Annotated in this window: 13 protein-coding genes; all 13 read left to right on the top strand. The window is 49.2% G+C overall.

Annotated features, from left to right (window positions below; genetic code table 11):
• Positions 1-70 precede the first annotated feature (70 nt).
• The 13 genes from FYJ52_RS02675 (at position 71) to FYJ52_RS02615 (ending at position 15,540) form a co-directional block, all read left to right on the top strand.
• On the top strand, positions 71-412 hold the full coding sequence (locus FYJ52_RS02675) for a P-II family nitrogen regulator (RefSeq protein WP_154575710.1): 342 nt from the start codon (positions 71-73) through the stop codon (positions 410-412).
• A gap of 20 nt (positions 413-432) precedes the next feature.
• Complete coding sequence (locus tag FYJ52_RS02670; protein ID WP_154575709.1) at positions 433-1,584, top strand: ABC transporter ATP-binding protein; 1,152 nt, start codon at positions 433-435, stop codon at positions 1,582-1,584.
• Positions 1,553-2,452, top strand: coding sequence for an ABC transporter permease (locus FYJ52_RS02665; protein WP_154575708.1), 900 nt, complete (start codon positions 1,553-1,555; stop codon positions 2,450-2,452). The genes FYJ52_RS02670 and FYJ52_RS02665 overlap by 32 nt, the downstream gene beginning before the upstream one ends.
• 4 nt (positions 2,453-2,456) lie before the next feature.
• Positions 2,457-3,296, top strand: a complete 840-nt coding sequence (locus tag FYJ52_RS02660) for an ABC transporter permease (protein ID WP_154575707.1) — start codon at positions 2,457-2,459, stop codon at positions 3,294-3,296.
• Between the two features lie 28 nt (positions 3,297-3,324).
• Complete coding sequence (locus FYJ52_RS02655) at positions 3,325-4,479, top strand: tyramine oxidase subunit B (protein WP_154575706.1); 1,155 nt, start codon at positions 3,325-3,327, stop codon at positions 4,477-4,479.
• A gap of 28 nt (positions 4,480-4,507) precedes the next feature.
• The gene (locus FYJ52_RS02650; protein ID WP_154575705.1) at positions 4,508-5,761 is read left to right on the top strand and encodes an MFS transporter; all 1,254 of its coding nucleotides are present in this window, start codon (positions 4,508-4,510) and stop codon (positions 5,759-5,761) included.
• Positions 5,762-5,778: 17 nt separating this feature from the next.
• Positions 5,779-7,422 (top strand): amidohydrolase, encoded by a 1,644-nt coding sequence (locus tag FYJ52_RS02645; RefSeq protein WP_154575704.1) that lies wholly within the window; start codon positions 5,779-5,781, stop codon positions 7,420-7,422.
• A 57-nt stretch (positions 7,423-7,479) separates the two neighbouring features.
• Entirely contained in the window at positions 7,480-8,628 is a 1,149-nt protein-coding gene (locus FYJ52_RS02640; RefSeq protein WP_205960738.1) for an aldo/keto reductase, read from the top strand.
• 201 nt (positions 8,629-8,829) lie between these two features.
• Complete coding sequence (locus FYJ52_RS02635) at positions 8,830-10,401, top strand: alanine/glycine:cation symporter family protein (protein ID WP_154575702.1); 1,572 nt, start codon at positions 8,830-8,832, stop codon at positions 10,399-10,401.
• Between the two features lie 99 nt (positions 10,402-10,500).
• Positions 10,501-11,865, top strand: a complete 1,365-nt coding sequence (locus FYJ52_RS02630; RefSeq protein WP_154575701.1) for an NCS2 family permease — start codon at positions 10,501-10,503, stop codon at positions 11,863-11,865.
• 209 nt (positions 11,866-12,074) lie between these two features.
• Positions 12,075-13,094, top strand: coding sequence for a ketol-acid reductoisomerase (ilvC, locus tag FYJ52_RS02625; protein WP_154575700.1), 1,020 nt, complete (start codon positions 12,075-12,077; stop codon positions 13,092-13,094).
• 226 nt (positions 13,095-13,320) lie between these two features.
• Positions 13,321-14,571, top strand: coding sequence for an aminotransferase class V-fold PLP-dependent enzyme (locus tag FYJ52_RS02620; RefSeq protein WP_154575699.1), 1,251 nt, complete (start codon positions 13,321-13,323; stop codon positions 14,569-14,571).
• 99 nt (positions 14,572-14,670) lie between these two features.
• Positions 14,671-15,540 (top strand): 4Fe-4S binding protein, encoded by an 870-nt coding sequence (locus FYJ52_RS02615; RefSeq protein WP_154575698.1) that lies wholly within the window; start codon positions 14,671-14,673, stop codon positions 15,538-15,540.
• Positions 15,541-15,543 lie beyond the last annotated feature (3 nt).

Below are 15,543 nucleotides of genomic sequence, written 5' to 3'. Positions count from 1 at the left end.
AAAGAACCAGCCGTCAACGATGACGCAAAACCATCGTTGGCGGCTGGTTGCATTTTAGGAGGCAAACACAATGAAACGAATTGATGTCGTGACACGGCCAGAAAAACTAGTCGGATTAAAAGAAATCTTTGCGACCCATAATTGTCAGGGGATGACGGTCAGCTCCGTGATGGGCTGCGGCCGCCAGCGGGGTTATCTGCCGGAAATGAATTTTACCGGGGATGACATCAATCTTCTCCCCAAAATTCTTGTTTTCGCTGTTGTTGAAGATGAAAAAGTTGACGAATTGTTGGCGGATATCGCGACGGCGATTGGGACCGGAACCAACGGCGACGGCAAAGTATTCATTACGGATGTGCTCGATGCCATGCGGATTCGAACCAGTGAACGCGGGCTCGACGCCATTAATTGATGAACGGCAGGTGAAAAGGGATGGCAAAACCAATTGTATCGATGATTAACGTCGAAAAATGGTATGGTGCGAATCATGTCATAAAAAATTGTAATCTGAATATTATGGAAGGGGAGTTTTTAACCCTTCTGGGGCCTTCCGGATGCGGAAAAACGACGACCCTCCGAATGATTTCCGGGTTTGAGCTTCCGACTTCGGGTGTCATCCGCGTCGAGGGGGAAAGTGTTGAAAAAAAAGAACCCTACGAACGGGACGTCAACACCGTTTTTCAGAATTACGCATTGTTTCCGAATATGAACGTGTTTGACAATGTTGCTTACGGCCTGAAAGTTAAAAAAGTGCCGAAGGATGAGATTGCCGAGCGGGTCAATAAAATGCTGAAATTGGTCCAGCTCGACGGGTTTGGCAAACGCCGGATCAATCAAATGTCAGGCGGGCAGAAACAGCGGGTGGCAATTGCCCGGGCGCTCATCAATCGGCCGAAGGTTCTACTGCTCGATGAACCCCTAGGGGCTTTGGACTTGAAGCTGCGCAAGCAGATGCAGATCGAATTAAAGCGCCTCCAGAGGAAACTGGGGATCACTTTCGTTTATGTCACCCACGATCAGGAAGAGGCGCTGACCATGAGCGACCGAATCGCCGTCATCAATGAAGGGGTGATCGATCAAATCGATGTGCCTCAGAAAATTTATAATCACCCGGCGACGCGGTTTGTGGCCGGTTTTATCGGCGAATCAAATATTCTCGACGCGGTCGTTGTCGGCAGAAACGATACGGGCATTCAGGTTGGCACAGAAGTGGGCAACGCCCTTGGCGTTTCAGATGACGAGACCATTGAGACCGGAGATGCCGTCAGTATTGCGGTTCGACCGGAAGATACGCTGTTTTCACAGGAAAGACAGCCGGGCTTTTCCATACGTGGCGTGGTAAAAGACCACGTCTTTGTCGGCAACCTCGTTAAGATGATGGTGACACTCAACGACGGGACTGAATTTAAAATCAATCGCTTTAGTGAAGATGAGATGATTGAACCGGGTCAAGTGATTTACCTCTATTGGGAAAAAGAAAAGGGCAAAGTGCTGAAGACACGCAATTTAGTCAACACCGATTCTCACCGGGACATCAAGGGAGGTGACGAAGATGAAGAAGAAGGATATGCGGCCGAAGCCTAAAGCGCGCAAGGATAAAAAAACAGCCAAGGCTCGGCTGGCATCGATCATTATGAATGGACCGATCACCATCTGGTCGATTCTCTTTATTATTGTACCGGTCGTCATTTTAGCCGTGATGAGTTTTATGTCGAAAGGGCCGCTGGGCATTGTGGTTTACAAACCGACCCTTGATAATTACCGGAATATTTTCAGCTCGATGTACATTAACGTCATTAAGGAATCACTGATCATCGCGTTTTGGACCACAATATTGACTGTATTATTGGGCTATCCCTTTGCGTCTATCATGGCCAAAATGAAAAGAAAAACCTCAGGCTTGTTCATGATTTTGATGATGATTCCGATGTGGGTCAGTGGTCTCGTCATTATTTACAGTTTTGTTATTTTATTTAATCAGTCGGGCATAATCAACACCATTTTGATGAAGTTGGGATTGATTTCAAAGCCTTTAACCATGCTGTACACCAATTTTTCCGTAACAGTTGGGATGCTTTACATGTTTATGCCGTTCTCGGTTTTGCCGATGTTTTCGTCCATTGAAAAGCTCGATCCGGCCTTAATAGAAGCTTCAAAGGATTTGGGTGCCGGACCCGTCCGAACCTTTTTCAAAGTGCAGCTGCCTCTGACATCGCCAGGTATCTTCGCAGCGGTGCTATTAACGTTTATTCCGTGTATCGGCTACTACATGGTCACCGATATGCTCGGCGGCGGCACCAACATGATGATCGGTAATTTGATTTACAGACAGTTTACGATTTCCAGAAACTGGCCATTCGGCGCGGCGCTGGCAATGGTTTTGGCAGTCGTCATTTTGTTAATGGTTTGGGTCTATAAAAAAGTTGGCGGCAATCTGGACGATTTGGGGTGAAAAAATGAACAGAAGAGAAAAAAAGCAAAGGGCTGCACACATTGCCTCGACGATTTATACGGTATTGCTGATGATTTTCATTTACGCGCCGGTCGCTGTTATGATCGCGTACTCTTTTAACAACAGCCGGGTGAACATGGTTTGGTCAGGATTTACGACGAAATATTACGCGATGCTGTTTAATGATTCAGAGCTGTGGGGAATTTTCGGCATAACGCTTTTTGTCGCCCTCCTGGCGACGGTGTTGGGGGTGATCATCGGCACCCTCGGCGCGGTTGGATTGAGAGACGCCAAATTTCCAGGAAGCAAGTTCATCAGCGAATCCATTTATTTTCCGATCGTCATCCCGGAAATTGTTCTGGCCGTTGCCTTGCTGCTCCTCTTTGACGCTTCAGGGATGAAGCTGGGGCTCGGCACCATTATAATTGGGAATACGACTTTGATTCTTCCTTATGTGTACATCACAGTTCGGGCAAGACTTGTCGGGATGGACCCGTCTATTGAAGAGGCTTCTTTGGATTTGGGCGCAGACCGCTTCTATACGTTCATGCACATTACGCTGCCGGCGATTGTCCCCGGCGTCTTGTCCGGCGCATTCATGTCGTTCTCGTTGGTGCTTGACGAATTGATTGTGACCAGTTTTCTGACCAGTGCCGAAATCACGACTTTGCCGATTCGCGTCTATTCCATGGTCAAAAAGGGCGTGTCACCGGAAATCAATGCCTTGACTACTATTATTTTTGCTGTCTGTATGGCGGGGGTTCTGATTTATTTAATTCGGGATCAAATTCAGATGCGAAAAATCAGAAAAGAACGGGAAAAAGCAGCGAGATTTTCAGCTTGAAAGCCTTCACAAGCTAAAGGAGAATCACATGACGAATAATAACAGCAAAATTGCGTTCCTTTATTTAAATGAACAGGACATGATCGCGTCCGGTGTCACCGACATCGGACGCTGTGTTGACACCATGGCGGAAGTCTTTAAATTATTGAGTCAGGATGATGTGCTGATGGGAGGAAAAAGTCATCGTGAACACGGCATTCAGCTCATCTTTCCAAAAGAATCGCCGATTCCAGATTTTCCGTTGGAGGACTCGCGGGATCGGCGTTTTATGTCCATGCCGGGTTATCTCGGCGGCACCTTTCACATGGCAGGGGAAAAATGGTACGGCTCCAATGGGCGCAATATCGGGCGGGGGCTGCCGAGGTCGATCTTAATGTTCACCCTCAACGATGTAGAAACCGGACAGCCCCTGGCCTATATGTCGGCCAATTTGCTCTCAGCCGTCAGAACCGGAGCCGTTCCTGGGCTGGTGGCCAAAACATTGGCGGCGTCGCAGCCGAAAGTCGTCGCGTTACTGGGCGCCGGCGTTGTCAATCACACGAGCTTTGACGCGTTAATGGCTGTTTTTGATTCCATTCAATCTGTCCGGATTCTAGGCAGCTCCATTCATTCCAAAAGCGCGGCCTCAACCCAGCAGCGCCTCAATCAAAAATATTCGCAGATTAAAACAGAGATTTGCGCAGACGCTAAAGCTGCAGTCGCAAATGCAGACATTGTGCTCGAAGCGGTTTCAGTCGCAGGCAGAACCTGGCCCGTGCTCCAAACGAACTGGATCAAGCCGGGATGCACGATCATTTCTTCGGGGACGATGGCCTTTTCGGACGAGGATACTGCGATGCAGAAATTCAGAAAAGTGGTCGACAACCGCGGCATGTACGCGGGCTACCTGAAAACCTACACTGAATACGATGCAAAGGGCGTGAGAAAAACTTCAGGCTGCCCCGGCATGGAATGTGTCCACGCGATAGAAGAAGGGATTTTGACTGAAGACGACGTGCCGGAATTGGGCGACATTCTTTTGGGAAAAGCTCCCGGCAGACAATCTGACGACGAAATTTTTATGGTCACCGTCGGCGGCATGCCGATTCTCGACATCGGCTGGGGAACCGTCTGTTATCGCGAAGCACTGAAAAAGGGAATTGGAACGCAGCTGACACTGTGGGATGAGCCCGCTCTGATTTAATTCATCACCGCAAGGGAGGTACCCGCTCATGCAATATGAAAGGAAATTGACATTTAAGTACAGCCTCCTCCAATGGACGTTTTGGATGATTGCCGCATCAGCCATGGCATTTTTGACGCCGATTTTAGAGGCAAAAGGATTTTCAGCTGCTGAAATCGGGGTGTTAAACACATTCAAGTACATTTCGGTGATGGTTTTTCAACTGCTGCTGGGCAGTTTTGCAGATCGGCACGTCGAAACCGTTCCCTTAAAAACCATTATCAATCTTTTATCGGTCGTTGGGTTATTGGCGACAATTCTCTTTTTATCGATTGGCAATGCATTTTGGCTGGCGGTTATTGTCGTGATCCTATTTGGCGCGACGATCCATTGCCTCGAGCCGATGATCGACGCGCTGTCTTTGCATTACATGAATTCGGGTCGCCGGCTCAATTATACCTTTTCCAGGGCTGCCGGCTCCGCGTCGTGGGCGTTGTTTTGCATTCTTCTTGGCATCTTGTCAGAAAGACGGGGAATGAACGCTTTACTCGTTTATCAAGCTATTTCTCTTGGATTGATGGTGATAATAAATACGGGGATGGATAAAGTCGATGTGCATTCGTATACGCGTCGCCACCTAAAAGAAAAGAAGGACGATCGACCGAGATCAGTGTGGGAACTGATCCGGGATTTCCCTAAATACCGATGTTACCTTTTCGCTTGTCTGTTTATTTTTGCGGGATTCAGTATGAATACCTTGTTTTTAGTTGATAAAATTCATTATCTTGGCGGCACCCAGTTTGAATACGGATTGATTCAATTTGTCATCGCAGCGGCGGAAATTCCCCTCGCTATCTTTTTTTACCGCGTTCGAAAGAAAATTTCTTTGGAACATTTGATGGTGCTCATGGGTATTTTCTGTGTCATCAGAGCCTTTGCCACAGCTGTCGCTGCGAGCGTCCCAGTGTTGATATTGGTTCAGGGTTTTGAGCTTTTGGGCCTATCGGTTTATTATGCGGGGTCAGTATTTTTTATTCAGAAATATTTACCAGAAGCTGATGCGGTTAAGGGCACGTCCATGGTGAATCTATTTGCCAATGGTATTGGCAATGCAGTGGCGAGCACGGCTTCTGGTGCTATTTATTCGCATTTTGGATTTGATGCGTTAATGACGACGTCGATTGTGATCAGTGCGGTTTCCCTTGTTTTTTTGAACAGAATGCTGAAAGTGCCGGCACACACCGGGGAAAAAGCATGGCTTTGCTCAAAAGAGACGTGTCGCATTGATGGCAAGAGGGTTTGAAAGAAAAGAGGCATCCAATGGAACGGACAATTGTTTACGGGAAAATATGGACAGGAGATGATCGGTGCCCGTTGGCGGAAGCGATGGTCATCTCAGAAGGCCGGGTTTTGGCATTGGGGACGGCAAAACAGATTGAAGCCTACAAAAATCATCAAACAAACGAAATACATTGCGGAAGCGGTTTGATTATGCCGGGGATTACAGAAGGCCACGCCCATGTGAATCAAATGGTCGAATTATTGTTCGGCCCCTTTGTCGACGGCAAAACGGTGCCGGCGTATCAGGCTCAGATTTCGGATTGGATCAAAAAACACCCAGATGCGCAGTACATTTACGGCTGCGGCTTTGAAAACGGCGTGTTTGATGCGGACGGCCCCAGGGCATCTCAGCTGGATGAAATCGAAAAAGATCGGCCAATTGTCATGGCCAGTTCAGATCATCATGCCTATTGGGTCAACACCAAAGCGATGGAAATATCCGGAATTGACGAGTCGACGCCCAATCCTCTCAACGGCGAAATTGTCAAAGACGCTGACGGCAAACCGACGGGCTGGCTTAAAGAAACGGCGTCAGCCTTGGCGAAGCCGGCCATGCCGGAGATGAACAAAGCCGCCTATAAAAAAGCCATTATCGCTTATCAAGATATGGCGCTGAGTTATGGCGTTACTTCGGTTTACGAACCGATGATGGCGGTGGAAGCGAAGGTGGACGATATCGTTCAAGCCTATCAGGAATTGACGGAAGAAGGACGGTTATACTTAGATTTTCACGTCTCACAAGCGATCCGGGAAACGGGTGATCCGGATGCAGTCATTCAGCGAAGCCTGCAGCTCAGAGAGCAATTCCGCGATAATCCCCACGTTTCCTTCGATACGATTAAGATGTTTATGGACGGGGTGGTTGAAGGGCATACGGCCTATTTAAGAGACGACTACAGCGACGCGCCGGGAGACTGCGGCGCTTGTGTTTATCCGGATCAAGATGTGCTCAATGGGATCGTAAAGAAAGTATTGGCTGAACATTTCCACCTGCACGTCCATGCCATTGGCGACGCAGCGCTCGACGCGATATTAACGGCTGTTGAGAAAGCGGAAGGAACTTTGCCGAAGCCGAAGGGTGGTTTCCATGTGGCGGTCACGCACCTTCAAGTCGTCGCGCCGGATCAAATTGAAAAGATGAAACGTTTGGGCATCGTTGCTGTTGTCAATCCCTATTGGCACTGGAAAGATCCGGTTTATTACGACGCCCTAGAGGTCCCCTATCTCGGCGAAGAAAGGGCTGCAGCGGAATATCCCGTCGCATCATTTGTCAAAAGCGGCGTCACGACGAGTCAGGGATCAGACTTTCCGGTGACCGTGCCGCCAGATACCATGCTTTGTCTGCATATGATGGTTAATCGCCTGCACCCGGATTTTACAGATGCAGGTGTTTTGGGACCTAAAGAGTGCATTTCAGTTGACGACGCGTTGAAAATTTTAACAGTTGGCGGCGCGATACAAAACGACGTCGACGAGATGCGCGGCGCGCTCTCGCCAGGGAAAAGAGCGGATTTTATCGCGCTCGATCAAGATGTGACAACGTTAGAGAAGCGCAAGCTGTTTCAAACGAAGGTCAAAAGTGTTTGGATTGCCGGCAAACAAGTTTATAAAAGACATCAATGAAGCGCCCCCTGATTTGACAGGATGAGCGGGTTATGTAGAAAGCAAAGGAATTTTCAAATGGAAATGAGAAAAAGCGCGCACAGCGATGAAGTGTACAGCACACTGGGAATAGGTGCGGAACATTTAGAGGATTTAGATCAAGAAGCGACCGATCTGCTGTTTGATGAAGCGATGGCCGCCGGCGTCAATCTGCTCGATTTTTATATGCCGGCGCCAGACGTCCGCGATCGCGTCGGCCATGCGATTTTCGGCAGACGGGATCAGATTAAAATTCAGGGGCACCTCGGCGCGATCTGGCAGAATGAGCAGTACAAGCGGACACGAAATCTGGACGAAGTTAAGGAGTCCTTCGAAGACCTGTTGACGCGTTTAAAGACGGATTATATCGATATCGGGATGATCCATTATGTGGATACCAAGTCGGATTATCAAAAAGTTATCGAAGGCGGGACGTGGGATTATGCTGCTGAACTAAAAAAGAACGGAGTGATTAAACGTCTTGGCTTTTCCTCCCACGATCCCGTTATTGCGAAAAAAATGGCTGAGCTGCCAGGAATGGAAGTGTGTATGTTCAGCATCAATCCGGCTTACGATATGGAAAACGCGGAGATAACGGATATTGACCGCATGATCGAAGGCAAGGATTTTAATCTTGAAACGGCTCAAATCAATCCGAAACGCCTTGATTTTTACGCCTATTGCGATTCCCATAACATTGACATTACCGTGATGAAAGCCTTCGGAGGCGGGACGCTGCTCGATAGCGGGCGCTCACCCTTTGGCAAAGCGATGAACATTTACCAATGCATGAAATACGCATTGGATAAGCCGGCTGTGGTCTCGGTAATCCTCGGCTTTGAATCGGTCGATGAATTAAAGGGAGCCCTTCGGTACGATACGATAGCGAATGCGGAGAAAGATTACAGCGACATCTTAACCCTTCGTGATTTTTCCGTGACGGGGCGGTGCATGTATTGCGGCCATTGCCAGCCTTGTCCGGTTGCTATCGATGTGGCTGCGGTGAATAAGTTTTTGGATTTGGCGGAGGCCCATACGTCCGTCCCGGAAACGGTAGCAGGCCATTATCAGGCATTGGCGCACCACGCCTCCGAATGTATCCACTGCGGCTATTGTGAGCGCAATTGTCCTTTTGGTGTGGCGGTGAGAGAACGCATGAAAAGGGCGCAGAAAATATTTGGAGAATAAGAAAATCATAAGATCACATGACAGTGCTGCTGATCATTTCCAGCGGCGCTGTTTTTATTTGCCTGTTTGATCAAACGTGTACGGCCTAATCAGACAAATGGCCAATTATGTTCGGTAAAGAACAGATAGATGAACTTGATTCTGTACATTAAAACTTCAATCCGTTAATTTATAGAAATCATCAAAAAGGAGAGAAACGTTTTGCAGTATCTTAAAACAGTTCAAGCTATTGACAGTTTGCTTTGGGGCCTGCCTTTCATGATTTTTATCATTGCGGTCGGCGGCTATTTCTTTATTCGGAGCAAGGGCTTCACGATTGCGCACTTGCCTTATATATTAAAACAGACGCTGGGCCGATCAATTAGAGATAAAAGCAGGAACAGGGAAGGGGAGGCGCACATTTCCTCATTCGAGGCAGCCTGTATCGCCATCGGCGGGACCGTCGGCAACGGCAATATCGCGGGTGTGGCGACGGCGATCGCGACGGGCGGCCCCGGCGCGGTGTTTTGGATCTGGATCTGGGCGTTTTTCGGTATGATCGTCAAATGTGTCGAAACCTCGCTCAGCTGTTATTACCGAAGCCGAAATGATCGAGGCGAATTTTACGGCGGTACGACGTATTTTCTCGAAAAGGGATTGGTAAAGAAGCACGGACATCGTTCCGGCTGGATCTTAGCCGCATTATTCGGGGTCGGTTTTATTTTGCAGTTCCTCGGCGGCTCCCAGGCTTATTCCATAGCCGAGTCTTTAAATACGTGTTTTGGAATCAACATGATCGCCTTTACCTTGGTCTATTCGGAACTGCTTTTTTATATTATTTATAGAGGGGTGCCGCGCATCGCCAAATTTGCATCCCGGGCGGTGCCTTTTATGTGCGTCGCTTATCTGCTGGGCGGTGTCGGCATCATCGCGTTAAATTTAAGCCGGGTGCCGGCAGTGTTCGCGATGATTATTAAATCAGCTTTCACACCGACAGCGGCAAGCGGCGGATTCATTGGGGCTTCTGTGGCGGCGACCGTTCGAACAGGATTGGCGCGCTCCATCAATTCCAATGAAGCAGGGCAGGGATCGTCGCCGCTCATCCACGGATCAGCCGATACGCCCCATCCTGTTGCGCAGGGGCTATGGGGAGCGGCAGAAGTTTTTGTGGACACGATAATCATCTGTACGGTGACGGCGCTTTCTGTTCTTTGTTCAGGGGTTTGGAATTCCGGAACGATGGGCGCCAGCCTGGCCATTTCTGCATTCCAGCATGCTTATGGACAAATCGGGGTCGTTTTTATCGGGATCATGATGTTTTTCTTTGGACTGACGACGACTTCTGGCTGGTTCTCTTACTATTTGTCGATCATTCAGCATTTTTTGAGACATCGGCCCAAAGTAAGGGACCGCGTCATCAGCGCTTTCCGCTTTCTGTTTCCGCTGCCCAATATTGTGATCGTCTCATCGATTGTTTTGACGGGCAATGGGCCAGAATTGTTCTGGGCCATTGTCGATATTACCTTGGCCATTCCAGTTTTTGCTAACCTGCTTTCGATTTTTTTACTGCGGCGTGATTTTTGGACGTTATTAAAAGATTTCAAAGCGCGCTACATGGGAATCGGTCAGATCGAGGCAGGGTTTGCACCTTTTTACGACACACCGCCGCTGCCTGGAGATCAAGCGTATTCAGACTATGAGAAACATATTCATGCAGTGACGAGGTTAGAAGATAAAAAAAGCGTGCATCACAACATCCCAATTGATCGTAGAGAAATCCTTATAAAAGCTTAAATAAAAGCTTGAAATTTGCAGATTGTTCTGATAATCTTAATGATGTCTTAATGGTTTTATTTTATGTGAAACAGAATAATCTGTGGAAAGGAATCATCAATGAAAGAAAAACTGGCAAAGTGGTTTCGTTTTGACGAGTACGGCACAGACTTGCGGACTGAAGTCACGGCAGGGTTCACGACGTTTATGGGCATGGCCTATATTCTCGCAGTGAACCCCTCTCTGTTATCTGCTGCAGGGATGGACAAGGGAGCGGTCTTCACGGCAACGGCAATTTCTTCAGCCGTCGCGACGCTGATCATGGCGATGCTGACCAACTACCCCTTCGCACTGGCACCGGGCATGGGGCTCAACGCCTATTTCGCTTACACAGTCTGCATCAAAATGGGCTATAGCTGGCAAGTGGCCCTGGCTGCTGTTTTCGTCGAAGGGATCATCTTCATCGTCCTGAGCTTGACCAACGTCCGCGAAGCGATCTTCAATTCAATCCCCAAGAGCCTGCGGCTTTCCATATCCGCCGGGATCGGGCTGTTTATCGCGCTGGTCGGTCTGAAGAGCGCGAACATCGTCGTCAACGACGATTCGACGCTGGTTACCATGTTCAAATGGAGTACGGCGACCAATGCGACCCTCGGTCTAACGGTTGCCCTGGCACTGATCGGGACAATCTTTACGGCCATTCTGCTGGTCAAAGGCGTGCGCGGCAGCGTACTGCTGGGCATTCTTGCGACCTGGGCCGCCGGCATTGTCTGCGAGCTGTTAGGGTTTTACGTGCCGATGCCGAAACTTGGACTTTACTCGCTGATCCCGGATTTCTCGAACGGCATTAGCGTTGCATCGATGGCACCGACGTTTATGAAAATGCAGCTGCCGAAAACTTTCTCCTTCGATTTCCTCACGGTCATTTTCGCGTTCCTCTTTGTCGATTTGTTTGACACCCTGGGCACGTTGACAGGCTGTGCGGTGAAGGCCGGCTACATTGACGAAAACGGCAAATTGCCGCGCATCAAAGGTGCACTCCTTGCAGACGCGATCGGGACGACCATCGGGGCTTGCTTCGGAACGTCGACGGTCACGACTTTTGTTGAAAGCTCTATCGGGATTTCTGAAGGCGGCCGATCCGGTCTGCCGGGCGTCATCGTCGCACTTTTGTTCCTGGTTGCGCTGTTCTTCTCGCCGATCTTCCTGGCGATTCCGTCCTTTGCGACAGCGCCGGCTTTGATCATTGTTGGCTTTTTAATGATTCAGAATGTCGTACAAATCGATTTCTTCGATCCGACAGAAGGCATCCCGGCTTTCCTTTGCCTGGCCTTCATGCCGCTGACCTACAGCATCTCTGAAGGCATCGGCATCGGTTTTATTTCTTACACGCTGATCAATCTCTTGACCGGCAAAAAGGAAAAGGTTTCGATTACCATGATCATCGTTTCGATTCTGTTTATTCTCAAGTACATTTTCATCTAAAGGTGTACAACGGAGCCGGTCTGAGGACCGGCTTTTTTTTGTAGCAAACAGATGAAAATTTGTAATTGTATACAAGAATAAAACAATACAAAAGCCCTTGACAAGGGGAAACTTTGTCATTAGAATGATAAGTGTTTTCAAAAAGTGTATTGAATGCGAAACAAAAATCGTATACAATATGCAAATTAGATCAAAAGGAGAATCATAAAATGGCTGAAGCAAGAATGTTTTATGAACAAGATTGTGATCTCTCACTGCTCAAAGGCAAAAAGATCGCAGTTATTGGTTACGGTTCACAGGGCCATGCCCACGCAAAGAACTTGAAAGATTCAGGCTGCGATGTCATCGTCGGTTTGTACGAAGGCAGCAAATCCTGGAAAAAGGCAGAAGATGAAGGCTTCGAAGTATTCACCTCTGCAGAAGCAGCAAAACAGGCTGATATCATCATGATTCTGATTAACGATGAAAAACAGGCTGATCTTTACAAAGAAAGCATTGCTCCAAATCTGGAAGCAGGGAACATGCTGATGTTTGCTCATGGCTTCAACATTCACTTTGGCACGATCGTTCCACCGGCAGATGTCGACGTTACAATGATCGCACCAAAAGCTCCTGGCCATACTGTTAGAAGCGAATTTGTCGCTGGCAAAGGGACTCCATGCCTTGTTGCTGTTGAACAGGATGCAACCGGCAAAGCACTGGAAATGGCACTGGCTTATGGGGCAGGCCTCGGCGCTGCAAGAGCTGGCATCCTCGAAACGACTTTCAAAACCGAAACGGAAACAGACCTCTTCGGCGAACAGGCTGTTCTCTGCGGCGGCGTTGTCGCTTTGATGCAGGCTGGCTTCGATACCCTCTGCGAAGCTGGCTACGACCCGAGAAACGCTTACTTCGAAGCTATTCATGAAATGAAACTGATCGTCGACTTGATCTATCAGTCAGGCTTCAAGGGCATGCGTTACTCCATTTCCAACACTGCTGAATACGGTGATTACATCTCAGGTCCGAAGATTGTAACAGAACAGACCAAACAGGCGATGCGCGACATCCTGAAAGACATCCAGGACGGTACCTTCGCAAAAGACTTCCTGCTTGAAATGAGCGCTGGCAACCAGGTTCACTTCCAGGCAATGCGCAAGAAAGCATTGAATCATCCTTCAGAAAAGGTTGGCGAAGAAATTCGCAAACTCTACAGCTGGAGCGACGACGACAAACTGATCAACAACTAATTGATCGATTCAAACGCAACGACCCCTGTCGATTTGATTTTTTCAATCGGCAGGGGTTTTTTGTATGATACGATCACATTTTGGCTATGCCTTTTTTTTATAATGACACATCAAGAAATACTAGAACCGGCGGAATTGACAGGAGACGCAGAAAAGCTTACAATCAATACATATTAAAAATAGTAATTAAATAAGTAATAAATTAAAAAGTGAAGGAGCAGCCGGCATGAAAAATGAATCCACCATCCCACCGTCAACGGCGTACGTACATCCGAGAAACCAGACCGATATGATGGGCTCATCCATGATGCCGGTTTATCAAACCTCCGCCTTTTCGCATTCGACAGCAGCGGAATTAGAACAGATTTTCAAGAACCAAAAGCCGGGCTACGCTTACAGCCGCGTGGGCAATCCGACGGTCAACGCTTTTGAAAATCAGATGGCCAGACTGGAAGGCGGTTTGTCGGCCACAGCCTGCGCATCAGGCTCCGCGGCCATCGCCTGTTGTTTTTTGACTTTGCTGAAAAGCGGCGACAGCATTGTGGCACCGGCCGGGCTTTACGGCGGAACGCTGAATTGGCTGAAAGAGCTGGAGGCTTTCGGGATCACGACGCGGCTCATCGCGGACTTTTCAGCGACTAATGTTGAAGCGGCGATCGATGGGAGCACGCGCTTCGTCTTTATGGAAATCATTTCGAATCCGAAGCTCGAGGTCGTCGACGTCAGGGCGCTGGCTGAAACCGCGCACAAAGCGAACATTCCGCTGATTGTCGACGCGACAGCGGTGACGCCGGCGCTGATGCGCCCGATCGATTTTGGCGCGGATATTGTGATTCATTCCTCGTCGAAATACATCAACGGCAACGGTACGGCGATTTCTGGCGTGATCGTCGACAGCGGGCGGTTCCCTTGGAAAAAATCGGGTAAGTTCGACGAGGTGCTGCCTTGCAAAAAGTTTGGCCTTGCGGCGTTCACCGCGAAGCTGAGAAACAGCACTTGGCAGAATATCGGGGCGTGTCTTGCGCCGGTGCACGCTTGGCTGAACATGACTGGGCTTGAGACGCTGCCCCTTAGAATGAAACAAATCTGCAGCAGCGCGAAAGCCCTTGCCGCATTTCTCGAGGCCAGCAAGGGCGTACAGGCGGTCAATTATCCGGGGCTTGCGTCGAGCCCGTGGCACCAACAAACGGCGCAGTTCGCAGAGGGCCAGGCGGGCGGAATTCTGACGATTCGCGTCGGCTCAAAGGCGCGGGCCTTCAGCTTGATCGATCACCTGAAGCTTGCGCTCAATCTGCCGAATATCGGCGACACGAAAACCCTGGTCCTGCATCCGGCGTCGACGATCTTCATCCACTCCGATCCGGCGGCGCGGGAGGCGGCAGGCGTATTTGAGGATACGGTCCGCATCTCGGTCGGCCTAGAAACGTGTGATGATATCATTGCGGATTTTAAGGGGGCGCTCGAAGCAATGGCGTAGCCCCTTTAGGAGAGACGGATTCGAGAAAAAATGATCATATCAAATCAATAAAGATTTTGTAAATGGGTTTAGGATTCAACAAAAAGAAGGAGAAAATCAATGGCAGTAGATTATGCGGCTTTGAAGGCCGGCGGATTTATGCGGCAGAAACAGAAAAATACATTTTCCCTGAGACTGAGATGCGTCGGGGGAACTGTGACGGCAGAACAGCTGGCGGTGATTAAACAAGTAGCGGATCAGTACGGTCACGGCTACATTCACCTGACCGCCCGTCAGGGTATTGAAATTCCTTTTATCAAATTGGAAGACATCGATGACGTCAAGGCAGCACTGGCCAAGGGCGGCGTTGAACCGGGAGTATGCGGTCCGCGGGTGCGCACGGTAACCGCCTGTCAGGGCGGGCGCTGCTGCCCCTCCGGCTGTATCGACGCATTGGACATTGCGAGAAAGCTCGATGCCCGTTATTTCGGCCGGGAGCTGCCGTGTAAATTTAAATTTGGGGTTACCGGCTGTATCAATAACTGCCTGAAGATGGAAGAAAATGATTTTGGCGTTAAGGGGGCTTACGACGTCAGCTACGACGAAAGCCAGTGCATCGACTGCGGCGTCTGCGCAAAGGTTTGCCGGGAAAATGCCATCACCTTTGAAGATGGCAAATTGATTTTTGACGCGGACAAATGCAGCCACTGCGGCCGCTGCGTCAAGTCCTGTCCGACCGGCGCGTGGGAAGGCAAGAGCGCCTTTCGCGTTTATATCGGCGGGACCTTTGGCAATCATATCATCAGCGGCAAGGAATTGACACCGCTGATTAAAGACGAAGGGACGCTGATGCGGGTGGCCGACGCAACCATTGATTATTTCGACACCCATTCGAATAAGGGTGAACGCTTTGGCAAGACCCTCGAGCGCCTTGGAACGGATGAGCTCCAGCACATTCTGGAGGAAGCCGTTGCCGGCGCAGAAGCTTAAACA

The organism is Pseudoramibacter porci (assembly GCF_009696145.1).
Classification (GTDB): domain Bacteria; phylum Bacillota; class Clostridia; order Eubacteriales; family Eubacteriaceae; genus Pseudoramibacter; species Pseudoramibacter porci.
Note: the sequence above shows the minus strand (reverse complement) of the source record. Positions and strands in the feature narration are given on the sequence as shown.

Excerpts from the sequence above, each read along its gene's own strand:
- FYJ52_RS02675 (WP_154575710.1), top strand. The coding sequence starts at position 71 with ATGAAACGAATTGATGTCGTGACACGGCCAGAAAAACTAGTCGGATTA.
- FYJ52_RS02670 (WP_154575709.1), top strand. The coding sequence starts at position 433 with ATGGCAAAACCAATTGTATCGATGATTAACGTCGAAAAATGGTATGGT.
- FYJ52_RS02665 (WP_154575708.1), top strand. The coding sequence starts at position 1,553 with ATGAAGAAGAAGGATATGCGGCCGAAGCCTAAAGCGCGCAAGGATAAA.
- FYJ52_RS02660 (WP_154575707.1), top strand. The coding sequence starts at position 2,457 with ATGAACAGAAGAGAAAAAAAGCAAAGGGCTGCACACATTGCCTCGACG.
- FYJ52_RS02655 (WP_154575706.1), top strand. The coding sequence starts at position 3,325 with ATGACGAATAATAACAGCAAAATTGCGTTCCTTTATTTAAATGAACAG.
- FYJ52_RS02650 (WP_154575705.1), top strand. The coding sequence starts at position 4,508 with ATGCAATATGAAAGGAAATTGACATTTAAGTACAGCCTCCTCCAATGG.
- FYJ52_RS02645 (WP_154575704.1), top strand. The coding sequence starts at position 5,779 with ATGGAACGGACAATTGTTTACGGGAAAATATGGACAGGAGATGATCGG.
- FYJ52_RS02640 (WP_205960738.1), top strand. The coding sequence starts at position 7,480 with ATGGAAATGAGAAAAAGCGCGCACAGCGATGAAGTGTACAGCACACTG.
- FYJ52_RS02630 (WP_154575701.1), top strand. The coding sequence starts at position 10,501 with ATGAAAGAAAAACTGGCAAAGTGGTTTCGTTTTGACGAGTACGGCACA.
- ilvC (WP_154575700.1), top strand. The coding sequence starts at position 12,075 with ATGGCTGAAGCAAGAATGTTTTATGAACAAGATTGTGATCTCTCACTG.
- FYJ52_RS02620 (WP_154575699.1), top strand. The coding sequence starts at position 13,321 with ATGAAAAATGAATCCACCATCCCACCGTCAACGGCGTACGTACATCCG.
- FYJ52_RS02615 (WP_154575698.1), top strand. The coding sequence starts at position 14,671 with ATGGCAGTAGATTATGCGGCTTTGAAGGCCGGCGGATTTATGCGGCAG.